This is a genomic window from Rheinheimera sp. NSM (genome assembly GCF_052380015.1).
GTDB lineage: Bacteria > Pseudomonadota > Gammaproteobacteria > Enterobacterales > Alteromonadaceae > Alishewanella.
Genome location: NZ_JBQTCI010000004.1, coordinates 182,453 through 206,010, shown reverse-complemented (window position 1 = coordinate 206,010; position 23,558 = coordinate 182,453). Strand labels below are relative to the sequence as shown.

Below are 23,558 nucleotides of genomic sequence, written 5' to 3'. Positions count from 1 at the left end.
CTTTGCCCATGGATGAGAAAAACGATGCCATTATTTTTAGTTTATCTCGGCGGTATTGCGCCGGGTGCAAATATAGAGCTACACGATGTCCGTTTTGTGGCAGCTGAGCGCATTGAGGATACTTATACGCAGCTGTGTCAACAATGGTTTGGTACCGTAAAAGGCTTGCATATCGACAGTTACATGCAGGTAAAGCATATAGACGGTTACAGTGTCAGTGTGCAGAGCGAGCCGCAAAACCTTGATGTTAAATTATATTTTGTCAATTTTGGTGGCTATCACACAGATAAAATAGCCGAACAGCATGATTTTATGTTGTGTGTGGCCGGCTCGGCTGCTGAGGCGAAGGCCAAGGCAAAGCTGCTGTTGTTACCCGGTGCCGGCAGCCCGCACAAAGATAATTTACTGGAGCTGGATGACTGCTTCGCTGTAGAGCAACTGCAGGGCTTGTACATTCACCTGACCCCGTCCGGCCAAAGCCAACCGATGAAGCCGGACTGGTACGGTTATAACATCATTGGTTAAGTGCTGACGTAGCATAAGGCGATGGCAACGCTGTGCCCAGCATGCGTTGCCACAACCACGGCAAAGCCCGGGCGGTGTCCTGTCGCATCGGTAGCTGAGTTACTGCTGCAGGGGTTAACGGGTCCAGCACGAACTGAAAAGCATAGCTGCCTTCCTGGCCCATGCGCAGATCTGTCAGTAACAGCTTGTCGCCGTGTTGTGCCAGGCTATAAAAGCCACGGCTGAACCATTGCAGTTGCTGCACCGGCTTAAGCGTGGCGTACTGGTGTTTCAGCGTATTGTCTTGCGGTACCAGCGTAAAACTAATCTGATCTGTAGCATCAAGTAATGAATAAAAGCCCTCGGCATAGCCTTGCTCTGTCATCAACACTATGCGCCACAGCAGGGTATTCAGCGGTGCCGGGGTGACCAACATTTGTTGATAACCCGGCAGTTGCTGTTGTGCATTTTTTGCCGCAATAGTACTGACATGCTGCTGCGCCGCGACACTCCACAGCAGATAACCGGACGACAACACCAGGCCGGCTATATTGGCTTTATAGCCGCAGCTAAGACGTGACAATAAAAACCAACTTACCCCCAGAAGCAGTGGCAAGGTGTACAGCGGGTCGATAATAAAAATGCTGCCAACCGCAAAGGGGATATTGGTAAAGGGTAAACCAAATTGGGTGCCGTACACCGTCATGGCATCAAGGCCGGTGTGGGTAAGTAAAATAAGCCAGGTCGCTAATAACCAGCGCAAATAATATTGCTGCTGTTTGCAGCACAAGGCTGCCAGCCAGGCTAATAGCGGTGATAGCAAGGTTTGATAAAATACAGCGTGGCTTTCTGTACGGTGTAATACCATGTTACTGATCACATCGCCGTAATCAATAATCACATCTAAATCGGGTAAGGTGCCAAGCACTGCGCCTGTCAGCGCTACCTTTACCTTGCTGCCGGGCAGTTTGCCCAGAGCGACAACGGCAACGGCCGCTCCCAGGGTTAATTGTGTTAATGAATCCATATCTGTCGGCTATATAATAGGTTCTGGCAATACATCAATAAGGCAGAGCAACACAGTGCAACCGGCACACTCAGCAAGCTTAGCCACTGGCAAAATGGTGTAACGACAAACAAGATAACATCTTTGCTTAGGTGTGGCATACTGCCGGGCCACAGGAACAACGCAGATAAGGCAATTGTCGATGAAAAAATCCTCCGATCTGAATGCCTTGTTACAGCAGTTATTAGCGCAATGTCAGCCGCTGTATAGCCAGGGCAAAGTGGCCGACTATATTCCGGCGCTGGCGCAGGTCGCTCCGCAGCAAGCCGCGGTGGCAGTAGCGACGCTGGATGGCAAGGTCTATAGTGCCGGGGCGGCACAGCAGAACTTCTCGCTGCAAAGTATTTCCAAAATTTTTGGCCTGGTTATGGCGATGAACCGGCTGGGCGATGAGTTGTGGCAACGGGTTAATATGGAACCATCCGGCCAGCCGTTTAACTCTATTGTGCAGTTGGAATGGGAGCAGGGCATACCGCGCAACCCGGTCATTAATGCCGGTGCCATTTTGGTTGCCGATGTGTTGGTAAGCCATTATTCGGCCAGTAAAACCGCGTTTTTAACTTTTTTGCGCCGTTTAACCGGAGTTGAAGCCATTTATGCCGATCAGCAGGTGTATTTGTCGGAACTGGAGCACGGTAACCGTAACGCGGCACTGGCGTATCTGATGAAAAGCTTTGGCAATATTGAAGCTGAAGTACCACAGGTGCTGGAACACTACTTTCATCAGTGCGCTACCGCCATTAGTTGCGAGCAGTTGGCGCGCTCGTTACTGTTTTTGGCCAATCGTGGAGTGCAGCCGCACAGTAACGAATCCATCTGTAGCCGGCGTGATGCGCACCGCGTTAATGCTATTTTATCTACCAGTGGTATGTATGATCAGTCCGGCGAGTTTGCTTTTAAAGTGGGCTTGCCGGCGAAAAGCGGTGTTGGCGGTGCCATAGTGGCGATAGTGCCGCAATTTGGTGTAATAACGGCGTGGAGTCCGCCGCTAAACCGCTTTGGTAACTCGGTGGTGGCGATGCAACTGATCAGCCTGCTGGCTGACGAGTTGGGTTTGTCATTGTTTTAACTGTGTCACGGTGCTCTGCTATAGTTTAACTATGTCCTGACAGGAGGTTGTGGCTATGGACAGCAATACCGCACAACAGCGAATACGCCGCTGGATCCTCTGGCACAGTGCTTTTTTGTTGGCCGGCCTGTTGCTAATGTTGTGCCAGTTACAGGCTCAGGCTCTGCGTGTTGCCATTTCAGCAGAGGATTACCCACCTTTTTATTATCAACACGGCGATACACTAAGCGGATTTTCTGTGGAGGTGCTGCAGGTGGTGGCTGCCGAGCTGGGGCTTACGCTGCAGTGGCAGCGTTTACCCTGGAGCAGAGTGGTGCAGCATGTTGCCAGTGGCAAGGCTGACGTGATTACGGTGTTTTATAAAACGGAACCGCGTCAGGCTCAGTTTTACTACAGTAGCGAAAGTTATTTACGCGACCCGATAGTGCTGCTGTGTGCTGAGCCTTGCCAACTACGGTTTGACGGTGATCTGGCGAGTTTGGCGCAGCAGCCGGTGGCGGTGGTACGTGATTTCTCCTACGGACCGCTGCTGGATCAGGCAGTGTTTAGCAAAATAGCTGTGGTGGAGTCGGATCCAATGTTGTTTAAACTGTTGCTGAAGCGACGCTTGCCGCAGGGTATAGCATCATTAATTAATGTACAGCATGCCGCCGAATTACAGCAAGCCGGCGACAAAATCCGGGTCTTGCAACCGCCATTGGACTACGTGGATATTTACTTCGCCTTCAGTAAGCAAAGCAGTATTACGCCACAGTTTGTCAGTCAGTTTGATCAAGCGTTGCTGCGCTATAAAAGCTCGGCCGCATACAACGCCTTACTGCAACGCTATCAACTGGCCTACCCTTAGCAGTCTCAGGCGGTTGTGCGCTTGAAACACCGCTAAAGACTGATATCCGAACGCCTTTAATCAACAACGCCCTACCGGATAATTATTTCGCTGTCTGGCGCAGCAAAATGCCGCTACGCTATTAATCACTTGGTTAACTAAGTTGATTTTATTATGGCAAACACCTCCGGACGGCCGCTGGCTGCAGAAGACAATCAGAGCCGGGAGCGCTTGCTAAGCGCAGCACGGCAGCAATTTAGCAAACGCGGTTATGCAGCAACAACTACCCGGAATATCGCGCGCCGGGCGGGTACTAACCCGGCACTGATCCGTTACTACTTTAATAATAAAGCCGGCTTATTTCAGGCGGTGTTGCATGAAACCATTCAACCTATGTTAAACCTGATGCAGGCGGTGCCGAAGCAAAGCCAGCAGCCGGACATGTTGGCGCTGGTGCAGCAATATCACCGCATGATGGCACCGTACCCGGAATTGCCGCGGATGATTTTCCGCGCGTTACATAATCCGGGTTCGGCAGAATATCAGATAGTCAGCGCCACTTTTAATGGTGTGATCCGCAGCGCCATTGAACACTTACTGGCCCAACTGACCTGTGATGCTGAACCCGCCGGTAGCACCCGGCGTCAGGCGCTGGTTATTTGTGCTCTGGCGATGGCGGTATTTCCGTTCTTAATTCCTGACGTGGTGCGCCAGATCCTGCAATTCAGCGCCACTTCGGAGGAGTTAAGTGCTATTGCCGATTGCAGTGCTCCTCTGTTTGCCGGTTTAGCCAACAGCAGTACAGGAGGCGCGGATGCGTAATCTATTGCTGTTAGGTGTTATCGTCGGGTTAGTTGCGTGTCAGTGGCAGGAGCCACGCTCTGCTTTTGGCACCGTTGAGCGTGACGTGTTGCTGATTAATGCCGCTTCAGCCGGTGTAATAACCGACGTTAAGGTTAAAAAGGGCGAGCAGGTGCAGGCCGGTCAACTGTTAGTGCAACAAGAAACAACGGAGCAAAAACTGCAGGTTGCTCAGGTGCAGGCCGGGCTGGCCGCGGCTCAGGCAGAACTGGAATTGCTGCAATTGGGCAGCCGGAGTGAGCAACGAGCGCTGGCCCGGGCGAATTTGGCCAGGGCTGAAGCAAAACTGGCCGATGCGCGCCTGACGCAGCAGCGGCAGGCAGAATTATTGCGCCAACAACTGAATACCGAAGCAGCAGTGCAGCAGGCAGATGCAGCCCTGGCAATAGCGCTTGCCGAACAACAGGCGGCGCAGCAGCAGTTGACCGAGACCCTGGCAGGCAACCGGCAGCAGGAGATTGAAAGCGCCAAACAACAGGAAGTGCAGCTACAAGCGCGGTTAAAGCAGTTACAGTGGCAATTGCTGCAGCAAAGTACCTATGCAGAGCGTGATGGTGTGATCGATGATGTACTGCGCTACCGCGGTGAGCGGGTACAAGCCGGCAACACTTTACTGACGCTGGCGGTAGCGGGTAGCGCCTATGCCCGGCTGTATTTACCGGCCAGTGCACTGGCTAACTGGCCGCTGGGGCAGCAGGTATCTGTCTGGCCGGAGGGACGTGATGCGGCGGTGATCGGCACAGTGCGTTATATCAGTACTGTCGCGGCTTTTACCCCGCATTTTGCGCTGCATCAGCAGGAACGCAGTCGTCTGGTGTATCTGACAGAAATCAGTTTGCCTGATGAATCGGCACTTAGCAGTGGCACGCCGGTAAGGGTAGAGTTGCCATGAGCGATATTGTTATTACAACCCAAGGTCTGACTAAATATTTTGGTGATTACTGTGCTGTGAACAATCTGGACCTGACTATTCGTCGCGGTACGATTTACGGCTTCCTTGGCCCGAACGGCTGTGGTAAGTCAACTACGATGAGATTGCTTACCGGTTTGCTGACGCCGTGTGCCGGGCAAGTAAAGGTGTTGGGCAGTGAGTTACCGCAGCAGGCTGAAGCCCTGCGACGGAAAATAGGCTATATGACGCAAAAGTTCTCGTTGTATGACAACCTGAGTGTGCGGGAAAACCTGCAGTTTGTCGCACAAATTTATGGCTTGGGTAAAAAGCAGTACCAGCAGCGCCTAAAACAGCTATTGGCACTGTACCATCTGGAAGATAAGCAGCAGGTACGTGCGGGCGCCTTAAGTGGCGGGCAGAAACAGCGCTTGGCGCTGGCAGCGGCCACCTTGCATGAGCCACCGTTACTCTTGCTGGATGAGCCGACGTCGGCGGTCGATCCGGAGAACCGGCGCGAGTTCTGGGAGCGGTTGTTTGATCTCAGTGACAACGGCACTACTATCCTGGTGTCTACGCACTATATGGACGAAGCCGAACGTTGTCATGGCCTGGCGATACTGGAGCTGGGGCAAAAACGTGCCGATGGCAGTCCGCAGCAACTGATGCGTCAGCTTAACGCCAGTGTGTTTCTGCTGCAGAGCGAAAACCTCAGGCAACTGGGCAAACAGCTGGCGTCTTTGTCAGAAGTTATCTCCACTGCTCAGATTGGTAATACGCTGCGCGTGCTGCTGGTGCCGGGACTGACTCAGCCTGAACACTGGTTGCAGCAGCAAGTACCCGGCGTCAAGTTGCAGCAGGTGACAGCCAACCTGGAAGATGTGTTTGTTGCTACAACCGGAGTGGGTTATGCCAAGTCTGCGCAGAATTAATGCAATTATGTTCAAGGAGTTACGCCAGCTGGCGCGTGACCGTATTACCTTTGCAATGATAGTGATGATACCGCTTATTCAACTGGTACTCTTTGGCTATGCGATTAATACCGATGTACGCCAGGTGCCCTCTGCTGTAGTAGATTTAGCGGGCACAGCACAAAGTCGGCAGTTGCTATATGATCTGCAAGCATCACAGGTGGTGCAGTTTACCCATCGCTTTGACAGCGTGGTGCAGGCAGAGCAGGCGCTGACTTTGGGAACAGTGGCTGCGGTGCTTGTTCTGCCGGCTGATTTTCAGCGCCGTCTGGTGCTGCGTCAGGAAGGAGTATCATTGCAACCCGCGGTGCAGTGGCTCACCGACGGCAGCGACCCATTATTAAGCGGGGCGGTAAACAGCCTGAGCCAGGCGCCACTAACCTTGCAGGGCATGAGTGCCAGCAACAGTCCGGATGCGGTGATGCAGGTGGTTAGCTACTTTAATCCGGAGCAGCGCACTGCGGTCAATATAGTGCCTGGCCTGATTGCTGTGATCCTGACGATGACGATGGTGCTGTTTACCTCGGCAGCGGTGGTGCGAGAGCGCGAGCAGGGAAATATGGAGTTTCTGATCACAACACCGATGCAACCGCTGGAATTGATGTTGGGTAAAATTATGCCATATATTGCAGTGGGTTGTATTCAAACCGGCATTATTCTTGGGCTTGGCCATCTTCTGTTTGCTGTGCCGTTTCCGTTATATTGGTCGTCTCTAGTGGTGATAACGTTATTGTTTATTCTGGCCAGCCTGGCATTGGGGTTGGTTATTTCTACCCGTGCCGCTACGCAGTTGCAAGCGATGCAGATGACGGTGTTTATTTTACTGCCATCTATTTTACTGTCAGGATTTATGTTTCCTTATGCGGCTATGCCGGTAGCCGCACAGTGGCTGGCTGAAGTATTACCGGCCACGCATTTTGTGCGGATGATTCGTGCGGTGGTGCTGCGTGATGCGCATTGGTGGGCACTCAGTTATGACGTGCTTTATCTGGCCGGGTTTACATTGGTCGGGCTATTTATTGCCACACTGCGTTTTAAAAAGCGGCTGGACTAAACGCAGCGGCAAGCCGGCGGCTAACCGCTGCGCAGTTTTCAGGCCAGCGAATACGGCAGGCCGTCTTTGCAGGTAAACTGCTTATTGCCTTTGTGGGCGCAACTGACCTGGCGGCCGGTTACCATGCTAAACCAGACGCAATCCGGCTCTGAGGTTTGCAGCTGAATATCGTCAATGCTGGCTTTATCCTGGCAACCGTTAATGCCGCTGCGGTTTAAAATAAGCTCGACGTGGCGGCCATTATTGTTCAGTACAATAGAGCAAGGCGCTTCGCGATGGCCGCTTAAGGCAACAAACTGCGCCGGGTTTTGCAGGCCGCTGGTGCTGCCGTCGGCAAAAAATGCCAGCAGTTGTTGGTAGTACACTACATAACTGCATACGTCTTTGTGTGAGCCTTGCTGCAGCGGAAAGGTTTTATCTAAAAAGCCTTTTGAGTAATCCATTACCTGTTTGACATGGCGCTGGTTCAGCTCGTTAATCACGCTAAGCTCGGTCGCCATCCAGGCGGTATGGCTCTGTGATGGAGTGCAGTGTTGTTGGGCCAATGTAGTCATGATGTCATCCTCGTCTCTTGTCAGCTCTTGTTGCTGGTAATTGTGTAAAGCTTTGGTCCGCAATTCCTGCTGTGCTCGCCACAGCAACTCGCTGCCGCTTACGCGTTCGCTCAGACACTCTGTGGCTGCGCTATCAGGATTCCGGACCGTCACCTCTGTCGCGTTTGTCAGAACGCAGACCAGTTGCTATCGGTTAAAAACTAGTCTAGGCTAAAAATAAGCATAATTTCACAATAAAAATTTTACAGTGTGAATTTTACAAAATGAAAGCAAATAAAAGCCTGCTCAGAAAGTCGCATTTTCTCGGAACCAAGATCAGAAACCTGAGAAAGCGCAATAACTTAACTATGGAAGATTTATCCACCCGCTGTATCCGTGTCGATCCGGAGCAGGCGCCGTCGGTGTCTTATCTGTCAATGATTGAACGTGGTAAACGGGTGCCTGGTGTGGAAATGCTGCAGGTCATTGCCGAAGTATTTCAAAAAGACATCGACTGGTTTCTCGATGGTGAAGACGACGGCCAGGATTTAACGCCACAGAAAGGCAGCCGTGGTGGTATCAGCGGTATGGCGCTGGAGCCGGGCTTTCTGTTCTCCAATGATATTTTACAAATTGCCATTCCGGAAATGCTGTCGCAAACCGGTACCAGTGGTAAACAGTTTGCCCAGTTGCTTATTCGGGCGCATCAGGAGCACCATCAAAACCACTTTCCCGAGCTGGAGCGCGCGGCAGAAGACGTCGGCCAAAAACGTATGCCGCTGAGTGTAGACGAGTTGCTGGCGATCGTAAAACAGCTTGGGCTGCAGATCAGCTGGTTTACCGAAGCACCGAAAGAGCTGCTGGATGAGCTGGGGGTGTTGTCAAAAAACGTCTCCACATCGTTTTTTACCCCACCCACTACCTTGCATTTAAACAGCCTGCTGAAAGCCTTTCCTACGCGGTTAAAATACGAGTTGGCGGTACATATTGGCCATGCGGTGCTGCACAACAAAGACGGCGTTAAAAGCAGCATGACAGTAGGTGGCGCGCATGACGACGAGCTATCCAGCTCTACTGCGGTGCAGCCGCAGGATATTTTGCACGCCTGGCGCGATTTTGAATCGAGCTTTTTCGCCGGCGCGCTGCTTTGTCCCAAGTTACCGTTTCGCCAACTGTTGGACCGCCATGGTTATGAGATCAGCACGCATCAGCAAGCCGGCGTATCGGCGTCTGTGGCGATGCGCCGCATGACAGCAGTATCGCCCTATACGCACTGGCACTATTTTGATGCTTATACGCCGGGTAAACTTAAAGCGGTGTATCGCGGCAATGGTATACCGCTGCCGTGGGGCAATATGCGCCAGGTGGAAGATCCGTGCCGGCACTGGGCGGTGTTTAGGATGTTTGATGTAGAAGGTGTAGCCAGCAGCGCGCAGTTGTCGTTGCTGGATGTAAACGGGGCGCCGCGTATTTACTGCTGCGAGTCAACTAAAGTCAGCGATTTGGCCGGTAATACCCATGTATTGTGTGCCGGTATCGATTTGAACCCGGCGCTGCTGGCGCAGGGTGTAGATGCTGATAGTATGGCCGGTGAGTTAAAGCATTTGTGTGTTGGCAGCAGCGGTGGCGCCAGGGTGCCCAAAGTTATTCAAACCGCCCTGACCAGTGTGGCGAATATTCTGAATATTAACTGGGTGGCACGCAGCTTACAAAAGCCGGTGCAGCTGATTTGTGCGCGCGGTAACAGTTGCCCGCGTAGTCCGGGCTGTTATCAGTGTGAACGTGCCGACGAATAATTTTAGTGAGAATCGGTTTGCCCTAAGCCAACCGTTGAAGCCCCGGACGGGCTGAGACGAGCCCCCAGGGATGGGTTTACGGCGTGTTGGCGTGGGCAAACCGATTCGACCTTCGGAGAGAGCAGGTTTCAGCGGCTATTCTCCCCCAATACATGCAAATTTTCATCCAGTAAGCTTACCAGCAATGCTTTGCCGCCGGCATCTACCCGCAATTGACCATACGGTGCCTGTTCATAAAGTGCGCCTGAGCCCTCAGCAAAAAAGAATGCATTCGGGCCAACACTGACTATACCGTCGCGCCGGCGCAGCAATACGGCAACCAACTGCGGCTCTTGCGGCAAGCTGTTACTCAGGCTGTGTAAAGCGGCCCGTTGTTCGGCATCTACCCTTAGCCAGGCATATTTATACTGCGCGGCATCTTCGGGTAATTCACGGTCAATGGCATAGGCCAATGCCATATAATCGCCCTGCATAATCGAGCGCGGGTCCAGCGGCGCCAGAGCTATATTAACCACGCGGCCGGTTCTCAGCGTGTGCTCAAACTGCACAATTGCCACGCCGGCCGTGGCTAAAACAAGCAACACGGCGGCGGCAATGGCCAGCCTGTGCAGCGTTAATGTCATGCTAACCTCCGCTGGTAGCGTTGCAGTAATAACCAGGCTGCCAGTACCAGCAGGCCCGATAATGCCAGTAGGCCGGATTTGTGCAACAAACTAAGCTGCAGACTGTAATAGAACTGGCTGACGGCAAACAGCATGCTAAGTAAAGCCAGGGCGCACCAGCGACGGCTGCAGCCGTAAAAACACGCCAGCATTAAGGCGCAGCTCACCAATAAACCCGACGCCGGGTACAGCAAAACACACAGCAGTGTGGTTAAGGTCAGTAGTGCCAGACGACTGGGCACCGTGGCCAGCCGGCTAAGCCAAAATACGGTAGCAATCAACAGTACACTGCCAAGTGCACTGCATAAGGCGCGGGCTAACATCAGCTTGTTGTCCAGCCACTGGCTGCTGTCAATAAACAGCAGGCACTGGCCAAATAAGCTCAGGCCGAACCCAGCCAGAGTGGCAACTTCCAGCAGGCTTTTTATCCGGCCGGCAAAAGCTAAGCCGCTCCACTGCAGCCGGCTGCACCACAACACAACCGCCAGCGCCGCCAGCACTGAGCTGATAACGGCTATTGCCGGCGCAGAGTCAATTAACGACAACAGACATAGCATGGCAATGCTTAAACTGGCGCGCTGATGCAGCCGGTTAAGCGGGCTTAACAGCAGTAGCCCGCTGCTAAGGGCACAAGCATAGCGCGGTACGTCGATAGAATGCGCAAACAGTTCATAGCTGCTGTACACCAGCAAGCCCTGGCCTGCCAACGCTACAGCGACCGACATATGCTGCAAAAACTCTTGCGGCCGCAACGCCAACCAGATAGCGCCGGTTAATAACAGCAGGCCGGCAACTAAGTACACCAGGTTGCTGCCTGCCAGCGCCAGTAGCGGGCCGACAAAGGCGCTGATAATAAATATCGATGCTATCCAGGCAGCGATACCCTGCATAATTTGCAGCCACCAGGGGCTGGCCGGATTAAGCAGCTGCGCTGTGGTGGCCTGGTCAACAATACCGGCTTGCTGCAATTGTGTGGCGAGTTCAGTGGTGAGCTGTATGTTAAGCTTTGGGTTCGGTTTCATACGCTGGTCTCTACAGGGGCTTGCAGCAGCTTTTTCAGCCAAATCACTGCGCCGGCGCTGCTGCCGATAACAAACAGTGCTAACAAGTTCATGGCAAAAAACTCATCAGCGCTTTCCAGCAACTGCGCCAGCATCGAGGTAGCAACGCTAATAGCGCTGAAGGTTAGTAAGGCTAATAACAGTACATCCCTGCGCCGGTGTAAATACCACAGCGTCAGCATGGCTGTAATCAGCAGATAAGCCAGCAAGTTGGGCCGGTAGTCGCTGTCCCATGCGCCAATAGTGGCGCCGTAAGTTAACGGCGCTATTAACAACAGCGCCGCCAGCCAAACCAATGTTTGATTGGCTTTAACTCTGAGCCGGGGCAGGGCAAATTCGGCAAATACCAATAGCAGCAGGTTCGCCAATGCCAGATTCAGTATCATCACAGGGCTTGCCGGCAGCCAGAAGAAATCAGTCTGAGTGTGCAGATAGCGGCCCAGCGCCAGCTCCAGCAGCATAAACCACAGTAAATAACAGGCGCGGCTGCCGGATAACAGCACCAGCGGTGTCATCAATGCTGCCCACAGCGCAAACAGCTGCCAGATATCAGCGCCGGTTTGGTAGGTTTGGCCTATCAGCGCCAACAAAGCTCCGGTCATTATCGCCGTAGCCAGCAAAGCGGCACGTTGTAACAGGCTGTACACCTTGCTGAAAAAGGCGGCACTACCGGCTGTCAGCACAGCAGCGCCTGCCAGCGCAAATTTGGCAAAATAATGCATCAATGGCCAGTTATGGGCGAGAAAGAAAATCAATGCGCTGCTTAGCAATACCACACTGCTAAACAGCAACACGCGGTTGGCCAGTGCCAGCCAGAGTTCGGTTGCCGGTTGCAGCGCATAACGGCCGGCGGCCTGTTGCAGCTGGTTAGTGTTGAGTTGCTGTTGCTCTGTCCACTGTAACAGTTGATCGGCGCGGCGCAGTTGATCCATATTGGTCTGGCTTGTTTGTATTAAGTAACTAGCATCATAGCGTTTTTATAACTTGTTACAACTTCGTGTTGTCGCTGGTTTGGCATCCTGGCAGCAACAGCGTAGTATTGAGCGGCGTAACATATGTAACCCACTCAGGATAATAACAATGAAAAAGCTTACCTTAGCCGCGGCATCAGTAGCGCTGGCACTTGGCCTTACGGCATGTAACAAACAGGATACCACTCAAACTCAAACCGCAGCGGTGCAAACGGACACAGCGGCAGCACAAGCTGCACCTCTGGTATCCGGCATCGATCAGCAGTACTTTGACCCGGCAGTAAAATTCAGTGAAGACTTCTTCCTCGCAGTAAACGGCAAATGGCTGGCTGAAACACCGATCCCGGCCGATAAAGCCTCTTACGGCTCCTTCCATATTCTGAACGACAATTCACAGCAGGCAGTTAAAGCCATTATTGATGAAGTGTCGGCCCGTACCGATTTAAAAGCCGGCTCTGATGAGCAAAAGCTGGGCAGTTTCTACAACAGCTTTATGGACGAAGACACTATTGAAAAGTTGGGCCTAAGCCCGCTGGCACCGCAACTGGACGCCATTAAAGCTGTTACAGACAAAGCACAACTGGCGCCGTTATTTGCCAGCTTACAGCGCGATGGTGTGGCCATTCCGTTTGGCTGGTATGTTAATAACGATGCGAAGAACTCTTCTGAGTACGCCGTGTATCTGAGCCAGGGCGGCCTGGGTTTACCGGATCGCGATTATTACTTTAAAGACGATGAAGCGTCATTAAAGCTGATTGCTGATTACAAAGCCTATTTGACCGATATGTTTAGCCTGGCCGGTCACACTGAGGCTGCCGCCGCGGCTGAGCGCGTTTATGTGCTGGAAAAAGCGCTGGCCGAACATCACTGGACGCGGGTAGAGAGCCGCAACGCTGATAAAACCTATAACAAAATTGCCGCAACTGAGCTCGATAGCCAAATGGGTAGCTTTGACTGGGCTGCCTTTGCTAACGGTGCCAAACTTGCCGGCGTAACTGACATTATTGTGCGTCAGCCGGGCTACTTCGACGGTTTTGCCAAGGTGCTGGCCAGCACAGACTTACAAAGCTGGCAGGATTATTTAACCAGCAAAACCATTAACAGCTACGCCGATAAACTCAGCAGCAACTTTGCCGAACGTCGTTTTGCTTTTTACGGCACCACCTTGAGCGGCATTGAGCAACAGCAGCCACGCTGGAAGCGGGCGGTTGATGCCTCAGACCAGGTATTAGGTGAGTTGACCGGCAAGCTGTACGTAGAGCGCCACTTTAAACCGGAAGCCAAAGCGCGGATGGAACAGTTGGTCGCTAACCTGATTAAAGCTTACGAAATCTCGATTAAAGAGCTGGAGTGGATGACAGAGGAAACCAAGGTTGCGGCGCTGGAAAAACTCAGCACCTTTACACCGAAAATCGGTTACCCGGATAAATGGAAAGATTATTCTGCCCTGGAAATTAAAACCGATGATTTAGTCGGTAACTTTGTCCGCGCCAGCCATTGGGGCTACGACGACATGATCAATAAGCTGGGTAAACCAATCGACAAGAGCGAATGGTTTATGACGCCGCAAACAGTGAATGCGTATTACAACCCGGTGAATAACGAGATTGTGTTCCCGGCGGCTATTTTGCAACCACCGTTCTTTAATATGGCGGCAGATGATGCGGTAAACTATGGCGGTATCGGTGGTGTTATCGGCCACGAAATCGGCCATGGTTTTGACGATCAGGGCGCTAAATACGACGGTAACGGCAACCTGCGTAACTGGTGGACCGAACAAGATAAAATGCAGTTCCAGGCCCGCGGTGCCAAGTTAATTGGCCAGTACAATAAGTTTGAACCTTTGCCTGGCCTGAGCATTAACGGCGCCCTGGCACTGGGTGAAAATATCGGTGACTTAGGCGGCATGACGGTAGCGCTGAAAGCCTATCAGTTGTCGTTGGATGGCAAGGAAGCGCCGGTACTGGACGGCTTTACCGGTCAGCAGCGTTTCTTCTTAAGCTGGGCTCAGGTATGGCGTTCACAGTACCGCGAAGAGGCGCTAAAGCGCCAGTTAAGCACCGGGCCACACTCACCGGCACATTACCGTGTTATCGGTGTGTTGCCGAATATTCCTGAGTTTTATACTGCCTTTGATATTAAAGAAGGCGATGCGATGTATGTTGCGCCGGAACAGCGCGTTAAGATCTGGTAATTTACCCGTCGTCTTTCAAAATGCCTAGGTGCATGTTGAAATCCATTGGGTAATAAAAATCTGCTACAATGCACAGGCTGAGCACTTAGGTGCTCAGCCTTTTTGTTTTCAGGCTACTCTGCAAGATAGAGGTTGGAACCCCGATTTGGGCGCCACAGAGTGTCTGAGCCCTGCCGCAGGCAGTAGGGCGAGTTGCTGTGGCGAGCCGGAGCGGGTGTTGCAACCGGTATCGTAGAGCAAACATAGATTTGCGCCAAGCCGAGGTCAGACCACTATAACAAAGAATATATAACATCCGGTTTTGTATTCACCGTATTTATACCCACTATAAGTAGGGTGGTTAACGGCCTGATGTCAATCTGGCCCGAATTTTCATATAATTACGCTCATTCATTCTAAGAATGACGCCGCAGTAGCAAGACTGCCGGCAACGACCAAGAGGATCATACTGTGCTACAACAATATCGCGAACATGTGGCCGAGCGCGCTGCGCAAGGTATCCCGCCAAAACCGCTCAATGCAGAGCAGGTAGCCGCCTTAGTTGAACTGTTAAAGAACCCGCCAAAAGGCGAGGAAGAAACCTTAGTTGATTTACTGGTAAACCGTGTACCACCGGGCGTAGACGAAGCCGCTTATGTTAAAGCCGGCTTTTTAGCCGCGCTGGCCAACGGTGAAGCGTCAAGCAGCCTGATCAGTGCCGAATATGCTACAGAGCTGCTGGGCACCATGATGGGCGGCTACAATATTCAGCCGTTAATCAGCCTGCTGGACAACGACAAGCTGGCGCCTATTGCTGCCAAAGCACTGTCGCACACCTTGCTGATTTTTGATGCCTTCCATGATGTCACTGAAAAAGCTGACGCCGGTAATGCGCATGCTAAGCAAGTAGTACAAAGCTGGGCCGATGCCGAGTGGTTTGAAAGCAAGCCGGCGCTGGCGGAAAAAATCACTGTTACCGTATTTAAAGTGTCGGGCGAAACCAATACCGATGATTTATCACCGGCACCGGATGCCTGGTCACGGCCGGATATCCCGCTGCATGCCTTAGCTATGCTGAAAAATGCCCGCGAAGGCATTAACCCGGATCAGCCGGGCACAGTTGGCCCAATCAAGCAGTTAGACGAGCTGAACAAAAAAGGCTTCCCGCTGGCTTATGTGGGCGACGTAGTAGGTACCGGTTCATCACGTAAATCTGCCACTAACTCTGTGCTGTGGTTTATGGGTGACGATATCCCATACGTGCCGAACAAGCGCGGCGGTGGTTTTGTACTGGGTGGCAAAATTGCCCCTATCTTCTTTAACACTATGGAAGACTCAGGCGCGCTGCCAATTGAAGTTGATGTTTCCAAGCTGGAAATGGGCGATGTGATCGACATTCTGCCATTCGAAGGCAAAGTGGTGCGCCATGGCACAAGCGAAGTGCTGGCAGAGTTCAGCCTGGCAACTGACGTATTAATTGACGAAGTACGCGCCGGTGGCCGTATTCCGCTGATTATCGGCCGTGGTTTAACAGACCGCGCGCGTGAATTCTTAGGCCATGGCCACTCAGATAAATTCCGTCGGCCACAAGCTAAAGTGGATTCTGGTAAAGGCTTTACCCTGGCGCAGAAAATGGTTGGTAAAGCGTGCGGCGTGAAAGGCGTGCGCCCCGGTACTTACTGTGAGCCAAAAATGACCACAGTAGGCTCGCAGGATACTACCGGCCCGATGACGCGCGATGAGTTAAAAGACTTAGCCTGTTTAGGTTTCTCGGCCGATTTAACCATGCAGTCATTCTGTCACACTGCCGCTTATCCGAAGCCGGTTGACGTTGATACGCACCACACCCTGCCGGACTTTATTATGAACCGTGGCGGTGTAGCACTGCGCCCGGGCGATGGTATTATCCACAGCTGGTTAAACCGCATGTTACTGCCTGATACCGTTGGTACCGGTGGCGACTCACACACCCGTTTCCCGATTGGTATTTCGTTCCCGGCCGGTTCCGGTTTAGTGGCGTTTGCTGCCGCTACCGGCGTTATGCCGCTGGATATGCCGGAATCTGTGCTGGTGCGCTTTAAAGGCGAAATGCAGCCTGGTATTACCCTGCGTGACCTGGTACATGCTATTCCGTACGTTGCTATCCAAAAAGGCTTGTTAACCGTCGATAAGAAAGGCAAGAAGAACATCTTCTCCGGCCGTATTCTGGAAATCGAAGGTTTACCAAACTTAACGGTAGAGCAGGCGTTTGAGTTATCTGATGCCTCTGCCGAGCGTTCAGCTGCCGGTTGTACTATCAAGCTGTCAGATGCCTCTATTGCTGAATACTTAGAATCAAACATTGTTATGCTCAAATGGATGATTTCTGAAGGCTACGGCGATGTACGTACTATCGAGCGTCGTATTAACGCAATGCAAGCCTGGCTGAAAGATCCACAGCTGATGTCTGCTGATGCCGATGCTGAGTACAGCGAAATTATCGAAATTGACCTGGCAGACATTAAAGAGCCGGTATTGTGTGCACCGAACGATCCGGACGATGCGCGTTTACTGTCTGACGTGGCAGGCGATAAGATCGACGAAGTGTTTATCGGTTCTTGTATGACCAACATTGGCCACTTCCGTGCCGCAGGTAAGCTGCTGGACAAATACAAAGGCCAGCTGCCAACCCGTTTATGGATAGCTCCGCCAACCAAGATGGACCAGGCGCAGTTAACCGAAGAGGGTTATTACAGCATTTTCGGTAAAGTAGGTGCCCGCACCGAGATGCCGGGCTGTTCACTGTGTATGGGTAACCAGGCACGGGTCGCGGAGAAATCCACTGTAGTGTCTACCTCTACGCGTAACTTCCCCAACCGTTTAGGTCAGGGGGCAAACGTGTACTTAGCCTCAGCCGAGCTGGCGGCAGTAGCCTCTATTATCGGTAAGCTGCCAACGGTAGCCGAGTATCTGGAATACGCTAAGCAAATCGACGCCACCGCGGCCGATACTTACCGTTACCTGAACTTTCACCGGATGGAGCAGTACACCAAAAAAGCGGATAACGTGATTATCCAGCAAGCGGTGTAATCGCCACTGTTCTGCTAAAGGCCTGCCACTGCAGGCCTTTTTTCTGCTCGCTAATATATGGCGAACAGCTACAATTTTATGACCATCAAACAGATAAACGTTCGGTTGTCACAACTTTGCGCAACCTTAGCGGGTCTGGATCTCTGACAGGGCGACACAGAGTGTCTGAGCCCTGCCGCAGGCAGTAGGGCGAGTTGCTGTGGCGAGCCTGACAGAGTATGCAGGCGCGCTCGCGCAAAGCTCCATCTACTGCTTAAACATGGAACAGAAGTATGGAATACGACTTTATTTACGATCGCAATACCTTGCAGTTCAGCATCAGGCTGGCGGCAGAGCATGAGGTGTTGGGCCGTTTTCTGCTGGACGAATTTGGCCAGCAAGCTGACGCCTATACGCCGCTGCTACAGCAATTAAACGCGCTTAAGCCGCGGCAGAGTATGCAGTATCAGGGCAGGGAGTTTTTGCTGGAGGTAGAAAACGGCGAAGTAACCTTAAGCCACAACACGCTGTTTTACACCGGCACTGAGCAGTTGCCACAGCGGCAGCAAGATAAGCTGGCCGACGATGATTTACAACTGGACGAGCACGGCATGCAAACGCAGTGTGGGCTGGAGGATTTACTGAAACTGTTGCGCGAATGGCAGCAGTTTCTGGCAGATTAACGCAGCAACGTTAAGGCTGTTTTAGCTGGCGGGGTAACAGCAATGTAAAGCGGGTGCCGGCGCCTTGTGTACTGTCCACTGTAATGCTGCCACCCAGCTTTTGCGTGATCAGATTAAACACAATATGCAGGCCCAGCCCCGTACCACCCAGGTGGCGGTTGGTGGTAAAAAACGGATCGAAAATCCGCTCCAGGTTATCGCTGCTGATACCAGCGCCGTTATCAGCAAAGATAATTTCCACCCACTGCTCTTTATTGGTGCAACTGAGAATAATCTCGCCGCTGGCGCAGTCTTTAAAGCCGTGCACTATAGCATTTTGCGTCAGATTGGTAATGATCTGGCCGATAGTGCCCGGGTAGCTATCCATTTCGATGTCGTCGGGGCAGTTAACCCGTAAGCGGATATGCCGGCTGCGCCACATTAAACTTAAGCTCTCCAGCAGCTCGTCTAAGTACAGTGCCAGATTAAACCGGCGCTGGTTGTCGGCGGTGCGATCGACTGACACTTGTTTAAAGTTTGCCACCAATTGCGCTGCGCGTTGCAGGTTATGATCCAGCAAACGCCCGGCCTGGATCAGTTTATACAAATAATCCTCCAGCTCCTGGCGGCGGATATTGCCGCTGGCCAGTTTTTTCTGTAGTAGTACACTTTCTTCCGTCACCACGCTGTTGGCAGTTAATGCCACACCCAGCGGGGTGTTTACCTCATGTGCCACACCTGCCACCAGTTGCCCCAGCGCAGCCATTTTTTCCGTGCGTACCAACTCTTTCATCGTCGATTCCAGCTGTTGCAGCGTTTGCTCGGCTTTGTTCTTCGACTCCTCCAGGGCTATGGTTCTGTCGCTCAGCGCTTCGGTACGTGCCCGCACCAGCCAGGCCAGTTCTTCCTGCTGCTTTTTCAGCCGGATTAAACGCAAAAAATGTAAGCTCAGCAGCACTGACAGCAGCAGGCTAAGCAGCAAAACCCGCGCCCACCAGGTTTCCCACCACAGTGGCAGGACTTCAACGTCAAGCCGGGTTTCGTCGCTCCAACCCGTTTGTGCTAAGCCGGCGCGCAACCTTAACTGATATCGTCCCGGTGGCAAGCGCTCAAAGCTGGCGCTGCGGTTCGCGCTATCCTGACTGAGCCAATCGTCGGATACCGGATCCAGCCGGTATTGAAACTGTACCTGATCGGTTTCAATAAATTCGCGGGTAGAATAACCGACGCTGAAACTGCGCGAGCCGGTGGCAGGAATCGTCAGTTTATGCTGCTTATACAGCATGTCTGCCAGTATCGCCTCGCGGCTGCTGTGTTGTGCGCCGGCGTCGTTAATATCCAGTGCCACTATGGCCGGTGCGGCAATTGGTTTGGCGTTATAAGCTAATACCTGCTCTGGTTGAAACAGCGTAAAGCCGTCGATACCGCCAAAGGCAATAGTGCCGTCGGCAAAGCTGGCAACAGAGGCGTTAATATAGTCACGGCGCAGTGTGCCGTGGCGATAACCAAAGTTGCGAAAGTGCGCGGTAGCCGGATTAAAAACCGAGATACCAAAGGCCGTGCTCAGCCAGATATTGCCGTTGCTATCCAGTGCCGCGGCTTTTAACTGGCCACTGGCCAGGCCTTGTGGCTCAGCGTACTGCTTAAAACTGACTTTAGCCGGCGTTATGTCGCTGTCGTGCACCAACAGCTCTAATAAACCACTGCCATTGCTGGCCAACCAATGGCGACCGTCCGCGCCGGCCAGGTACGCCATCGGTGCCGACGGCAGGGTAGCGGCATTGTTATCGCCACCGGCAGCCAGTTTGTGTTCAAACAGCAGCCGGCCGCTTCGGGCATCAAACCAGGATAAGCCACTATACGAGCCTACCAACACATAACGCTGCCCCAACGGCTGGATAAAGGTCACAGCACGGCTGAGCGGGTATTGTGCAAGCAGGTGCTTGGCACTGTGGTCCAAAATGACAATACCAAACTGCTCTATCGCCAGCCACAGCTGCCCGGCATTGGCCCAGATCCGCCGTACCGGGCCGGCACTGACAGAAGGCGGCAGCAGCAGATCCTGATACTGTCCGCTTTGCTTGTTAAGTGTGCTGATGCCCCGCGCATGGCCAAACCAAAGGTGCTGCCGGCGGGGCCAGGCGCTGTAAAAGGTATAGCGCAGTGTGTCATCCGCAACCGGCGTAAAGCTGCTATCGGCTAAATTAAGCTGAAACAGGCCGTCTGCGGTGCCGGCCCAGAGCCGGTCTTTATCGGTAACCAGACTAATGGTGGCGGGGTTACGTACGGCGGCCATTAACGGCAAGTCCGGCGTAATACTGGCAAACAGGTTATTGGCACGGTTAAGCCGCGATACGCCGCCATTCCAGGTGCCAACCCAGATGCTGCCGTCGCGATCTTCCAGTAATGACACCACTTTACCGCTGCCAAGGCTGGCCGGATTATGGCGCTGATGAGAGTAGTTAGTTTGCTGTTGCCAGCGGCCGTCAACCAGCCTTAACCGGCTCAGGTCGTGCTGGCTGCCAACCCAGACATCGCCGTCGGTTGTCATGGTAATACTGCGAATTTCGTTGCTGTTAACGGCAATCTGCGTCCAGTGGTTACTAACGGGGTCGAGCAACAGCAAGCCTTCATGTTCGAGCCCGACCCAGAGCCGGCCGGTTTTGTCATGGTGTAATGCCATCACCGAGGCATGCGGGAAAGGAAAGTCCGGCACGGTGTTAAGTTGATTACTGTGCGGCGTAAAACGGGCTAAACCACGCGGTGTGCCAAGCCATAACCGGCCTTCATTGTCGGCAGATATGGCGATGATATTGCTGTTTTCCGGCTCTGTGCTGTTATGCCTTTGCCGCTGCAGGCTTTGCGAAGGCGCATGCCACAGCGCCAGGCCCTGATTAGTGCCAACCCAAAGCCGTTGCTGTGTATCCAAATGCAAAGATAACACCACCTGTTCTGCCCCGGCACCGGCCAGGCGGATACTTTCAAACCGGCCCTGTTTGGGGTCAAACCTGTTCAGGCCGTTCAGGGTGCCAACCCAAAGCACGCCTTGCTGATCCACCTGCAGTGCGGTAACAAAGTTATCGCTGATAGCATGTCTCAGCGTTGGATCGGGGCGGAACACGGTTACCGCGAAGCCATCATAACGGTTCAGGCCATTTTGTGTGCCGATCCAGATATTACCGGCGTTATCCTGCGCCAGGGCGGTGACAGTGGTTTGTGACAAGCCGTGCTGAATATCCAGTCGCGCAAAACGTGATGTCGATGGTGATACAGGGTAAGCCGACGGATACAACGGAAATGACAGCGCCAGAGTGAGGATAGCCAACCGCAACAATGATAACGGGCGCTGCCTGGTGAAAACCCGGTACATAGCAAAAGCCTTGGGTACTGACACGGTTAAGTATCTGTAGTTAATGCCTTAAGCATAGTAGTAATTACTTGCAGTGCAATACGGCAGTTGCCGCATTTTTTGCTGCACAGCCAAAGGGATTAACTGCACCATGGTGGTGCATTTTTTGAGCGGATAGTTGTGCTTATGTTTTTATCTTATTGATATTAAATATAAAAGAAAAAGTGGCACAAGGTTTTCTTGTCTATTGTGCAATCGCACAAGAAAAGTAAAAGGAAAACGCTATGAAGCTTGTATGTGCCATCATCAAGCCGTTTAAACTGGACGATGTACGCGAAGCCATTGCTGACATTGGGGTAGAAGGTTTAACGGTAACAGAAGTAAAAGGTTTCGGCCGTCAGAAAGGACACACCGAGTTATATCGTGGTGCTGAGTATCAGGTTGATTTTCTGCCAAAGGTAAAACTGGAAATTGCCACGCTGGACGATCAGGTAGACCGCTTAATTGAAGCTATTCAGAAAGCTGCCCATACCGGCCGTATTGGCGACGGTAAAATTTTCGTTTACGACCTGGAACAAGCTGTGCGGATCCGCACCGGCGAATCTGACGCTGAAGCCATATAAGGAGCTGTTATCATGCAAGAGCAAATTTATCACTTACAATATGCGATGGACACCTTTTACTTCCTGATGTGCGGAGTATTGGTAATGTGGATGGCGGCCGGCTTTTCAATGTTAGAAGCAGGCTTGGTGCGGGCAAAAAACACCACTGAAATTTTAACGAAAAACGTGGCCCTGTATTCTATCGCCTGCATTATGTACCTGATATGCGGTTACGCCTTTATGTACGGCGGCGAGTTCTTCTTAAGCGGCATTGGCGGTGTTGATGTTGACGCTACGCTAACCAGCTTTGCCGAACGTGAAGACGGCTTCACCGGTGCTGCCGTGTATTCAACCGCGTCTGACTTTTTCTTCCAGGTGGTGTTTGTCGCCACCGCCATGTCAATTGTTTCCGGTGCAGTAGCAGAGCGGATGAAATTGTGGGCTTTCCTTGCGTTTGCCGTAGTCATGACCGGCTTTATCTACCCAATGGAAGGTTCATGGACTTGGGGCGGCAATGCGGTATTTGGCTTGTATTCACTGGGCGATGACTTTGGTTTCTCTGACTTCGCCGGCTCAGGCATAGTGCATATGGCCGGTGCTGCTGCGGCGCTTGCCGGGGTGCTGCTGCTGGGGGCGCGTAAAGGTAAATACAGTAAAGAAGGTAAAGTGAACGCCATCCCGGGTGCCAATATGCCATTGGCAACCTTAGGTACCTTAGTACTGTGGATGGGTTGGTTTGGTTTTAACGGTGGCTCGGTATTAAAGCTGGGCGATATCAGCAATGCCAACGCTGTAGCCGTAGTGTTTTTGAACACCAATGCCGCTGCTGCAGCCGGCGCAATAGCAGCGTTGGCGCTGTCGGTGGTGTTGTTCCGTAAAGCGGATTTAACCATGGCATTAAACGGTGCGCTGGCGGGTTTAGTGGCGATTACTGCCGAGCCCTCTACGCCCACTGCGCTGCAGGCGACCATATTCGGTGCCATCGGCGGTGTGTTAGTGGTCGCGTCTATTATCGGCCTGGATAAGCTGAAAATCGACGACCCGGTAGGGGCGATTTCTGTACACGGTGTAGTAGGGTTGTTAGGCCTGTTACTGGTACCACTGACCAAAGAAGGCACCAGCTTTATTGGCCAACTGGTGGGAGCGGCAACCATTTTTGTTTGGGTATTCGGCTGCAGCCTTATCGTCTGGTATGTGCTGAAACTGGCAATGGGTATCCGTGTTAGCGAAGAAGCAGAGTATGAAGGCGTTGATGCGTCAGAGTGTGGTATAGAAGCCTACCCTGAATTCGTCGCGTCGGTAAAGTAAGCAGCCCGGGAAGAGTTGGTGGAACTTCCCGGGAGCGAGTGAGCGGGGGGGTAGCAGCAGGATCTGCTACTTCTCCCGCGAGCTGAACGTTCCCACCAAACTACGTCTATCCTTGTCCTTTGTCTTTTATCTGACAACCCCGTGCCGTTTGGT

19 protein-coding genes are annotated in these 23,558 nt (G+C 52.6%); 13 read left to right on the top strand and 6 right to left on the bottom strand.

The genetic code is table 11. From position 1 onward, the window contains the following. The first annotated feature begins 24 nt into the window (after window positions 1-24). The gene (locus ACTZWV_RS13180; RefSeq protein WP_444786989.1) at window positions 25-525 is read left to right on the top strand and encodes a DUF1543 domain-containing protein; all 501 of its coding nucleotides are present in this window, start codon (window positions 25-27) and stop codon (window positions 523-525) included. Here ACTZWV_RS13180 and ACTZWV_RS13175 read toward each other — a convergent pair. Beyond that, window positions 515-1,531, bottom strand: coding sequence for a metal-dependent hydrolase (locus tag ACTZWV_RS13175; RefSeq protein ID WP_444786988.1), 1,017 nt, complete (start codon window positions 1,529-1,531; stop codon window positions 515-517). The genes ACTZWV_RS13180 and ACTZWV_RS13175 overlap by 11 nt on opposite strands. A 181-nt stretch (window positions 1,532-1,712) precedes the next feature. On the opposite strand from ACTZWV_RS13175, the gene glsB reads away from it, so the two are divergent. The 6 genes from glsB (at window position 1,713) to ACTZWV_RS13145 (ending at window position 7,240) form a co-directional block, all read left to right on the top strand. After that, window positions 1,713-2,639 carry a glutaminase B gene (glsB, locus tag ACTZWV_RS13170; protein WP_444786987.1) on the top strand — a complete coding sequence of 309 codons (927 nt, stop codon included), beginning with the start codon at window positions 1,713-1,715 and terminating at the stop codon, window positions 2,637-2,639. A gap of 55 nt (window positions 2,640-2,694) precedes the next feature. Then, entirely contained in the window at window positions 2,695-3,486 is a 792-nt protein-coding gene (locus ACTZWV_RS13165; protein WP_444786986.1) for a substrate-binding periplasmic protein, read from the top strand. A 153-nt stretch (window positions 3,487-3,639) separates the two neighbouring features. Then, complete coding sequence (locus ACTZWV_RS13160) at window positions 3,640-4,287, top strand: TetR/AcrR family transcriptional regulator (RefSeq protein WP_444786985.1); 648 nt, start codon at window positions 3,640-3,642, stop codon at window positions 4,285-4,287. Next, window positions 4,280-5,218: an HlyD family secretion protein gene (locus tag ACTZWV_RS13155; protein WP_444786984.1), complete on the top strand. Its 939-nt coding sequence runs from the start codon at window positions 4,280-4,282 to the stop codon at window positions 5,216-5,218. Before ACTZWV_RS13160 ends, ACTZWV_RS13155 begins: the two co-directional genes overlap by 8 nt. Next, window positions 5,215-6,147, top strand: a complete 933-nt coding sequence (locus ACTZWV_RS13150) for an ABC transporter ATP-binding protein (RefSeq protein ID WP_444786983.1) — start codon at window positions 5,215-5,217, stop codon at window positions 6,145-6,147. The genes ACTZWV_RS13155 and ACTZWV_RS13150 overlap by 4 nt, the downstream gene beginning before the upstream one ends. Continuing rightward, a complete protein-coding gene (locus ACTZWV_RS13145; RefSeq protein WP_444786982.1) occupies window positions 6,125-7,240 on the top strand; it encodes an ABC transporter permease in 1,116 nt (371 codons plus the stop codon). Before ACTZWV_RS13150 ends, ACTZWV_RS13145 begins: the two co-directional genes overlap by 23 nt. A gap of 38 nt (window positions 7,241-7,278) precedes the next feature. On the opposite strand, the gene ACTZWV_RS13140 is transcribed toward ACTZWV_RS13145, so the two are convergent. Next, window positions 7,279-7,794, bottom strand: coding sequence for a malate synthase (locus ACTZWV_RS13140; RefSeq protein ID WP_444786981.1), 516 nt, complete (start codon window positions 7,792-7,794; stop codon window positions 7,279-7,281). 263 nt (window positions 7,795-8,057) lie between these two features. Here ACTZWV_RS13140 and ACTZWV_RS13135 point away from each other — a divergent pair, with 263 nt between their 5' ends. Beyond that, a complete protein-coding gene (locus ACTZWV_RS13135; RefSeq protein ID WP_444786980.1) occupies window positions 8,058-9,569 on the top strand; it encodes a DUF3612 domain-containing protein in 1,512 nt (503 codons plus the stop codon). Window positions 9,570-9,697: 128 nt separating this feature from the next. On the opposite strand, the gene ACTZWV_RS13130 is transcribed toward ACTZWV_RS13135, so the two are convergent. Genes ACTZWV_RS13130 through ACTZWV_RS13120 form a run of 3 tightly spaced genes read right to left on the bottom strand, consistent with a single transcriptional unit; the run spans window position 9,698 to window position 12,224 of the window. Next, window positions 9,698-10,192 (bottom strand): GDYXXLXY domain-containing protein, encoded by a 495-nt coding sequence (locus ACTZWV_RS13130; protein WP_444786979.1) that lies wholly within the window; start codon window positions 10,190-10,192, stop codon window positions 9,698-9,700. Then, window positions 10,189-11,253, bottom strand: a complete 1,065-nt coding sequence (locus tag ACTZWV_RS13125; RefSeq protein WP_444786978.1) for a DUF4401 domain-containing protein — start codon at window positions 11,251-11,253, stop codon at window positions 10,189-10,191. The genes ACTZWV_RS13130 and ACTZWV_RS13125 overlap by 4 nt, the downstream gene beginning before the upstream one ends. Next, window positions 11,250-12,224, bottom strand: coding sequence for a DUF2157 domain-containing protein (locus ACTZWV_RS13120; protein WP_444786977.1), 975 nt, complete (start codon window positions 12,222-12,224; stop codon window positions 11,250-11,252). The genes ACTZWV_RS13125 and ACTZWV_RS13120 overlap by 4 nt, the downstream gene beginning before the upstream one ends. Window positions 12,225-12,372: 148 nt before the next feature. Between ACTZWV_RS13120 and ACTZWV_RS13115 the strand changes: the two genes are divergently transcribed. The 3 genes from ACTZWV_RS13115 (at window position 12,373) to ACTZWV_RS13105 (ending at window position 18,167) form a co-directional block, all read left to right on the top strand. After that, entirely contained in the window at window positions 12,373-14,457 is a 2,085-nt protein-coding gene (locus tag ACTZWV_RS13115; protein ID WP_444786976.1) for a M13 family metallopeptidase, read from the top strand. A 450-nt stretch (window positions 14,458-14,907) separates the two neighbouring features. After that, window positions 14,908-17,505 carry a bifunctional aconitate hydratase 2/2-methylisocitrate dehydratase gene (gene acnB / locus ACTZWV_RS13110; protein ID WP_444786975.1) on the top strand — a complete coding sequence of 866 codons (2,598 nt, stop codon included), beginning with the start codon at window positions 14,908-14,910 and terminating at the stop codon, window positions 17,503-17,505. Window positions 17,506-17,777: 272 nt separating this feature from the next. Beyond that, window positions 17,778-18,167, top strand: a complete 390-nt coding sequence (locus ACTZWV_RS13105) for a YacL family protein (RefSeq protein ID WP_444786974.1) — start codon at window positions 17,778-17,780, stop codon at window positions 18,165-18,167. Between the two features lie 10 nt (window positions 18,168-18,177). Here the strand turns inward: ACTZWV_RS13105 and ACTZWV_RS13100 are convergent, their stop codons facing one another. Next, a complete protein-coding gene (locus ACTZWV_RS13100; RefSeq protein ID WP_444786973.1) occupies window positions 18,178-21,516 on the bottom strand; it encodes a two-component regulator propeller domain-containing protein in 3,339 nt (1,112 codons plus the stop codon). A gap of 263 nt (window positions 21,517-21,779) precedes the next feature. Here ACTZWV_RS13100 and glnK point away from each other — a divergent pair, with 263 nt between their 5' ends. Both glnK and ACTZWV_RS13090 read left to right on the top strand, forming a co-directional pair. Next, entirely contained in the window at window positions 21,780-22,118 is a 339-nt protein-coding gene (glnK, locus tag ACTZWV_RS13095; protein ID WP_008217600.1) for a P-II family nitrogen regulator, read from the top strand. A 12-nt stretch (window positions 22,119-22,130) separates the two neighbouring features. After that, the gene (locus tag ACTZWV_RS13090; RefSeq protein WP_444786972.1) at window positions 22,131-23,405 is read left to right on the top strand and encodes an ammonium transporter; all 1,275 of its coding nucleotides are present in this window, start codon (window positions 22,131-22,133) and stop codon (window positions 23,403-23,405) included. The last annotated feature ends 153 nt before the right edge of the window (window positions 23,406-23,558 follow it).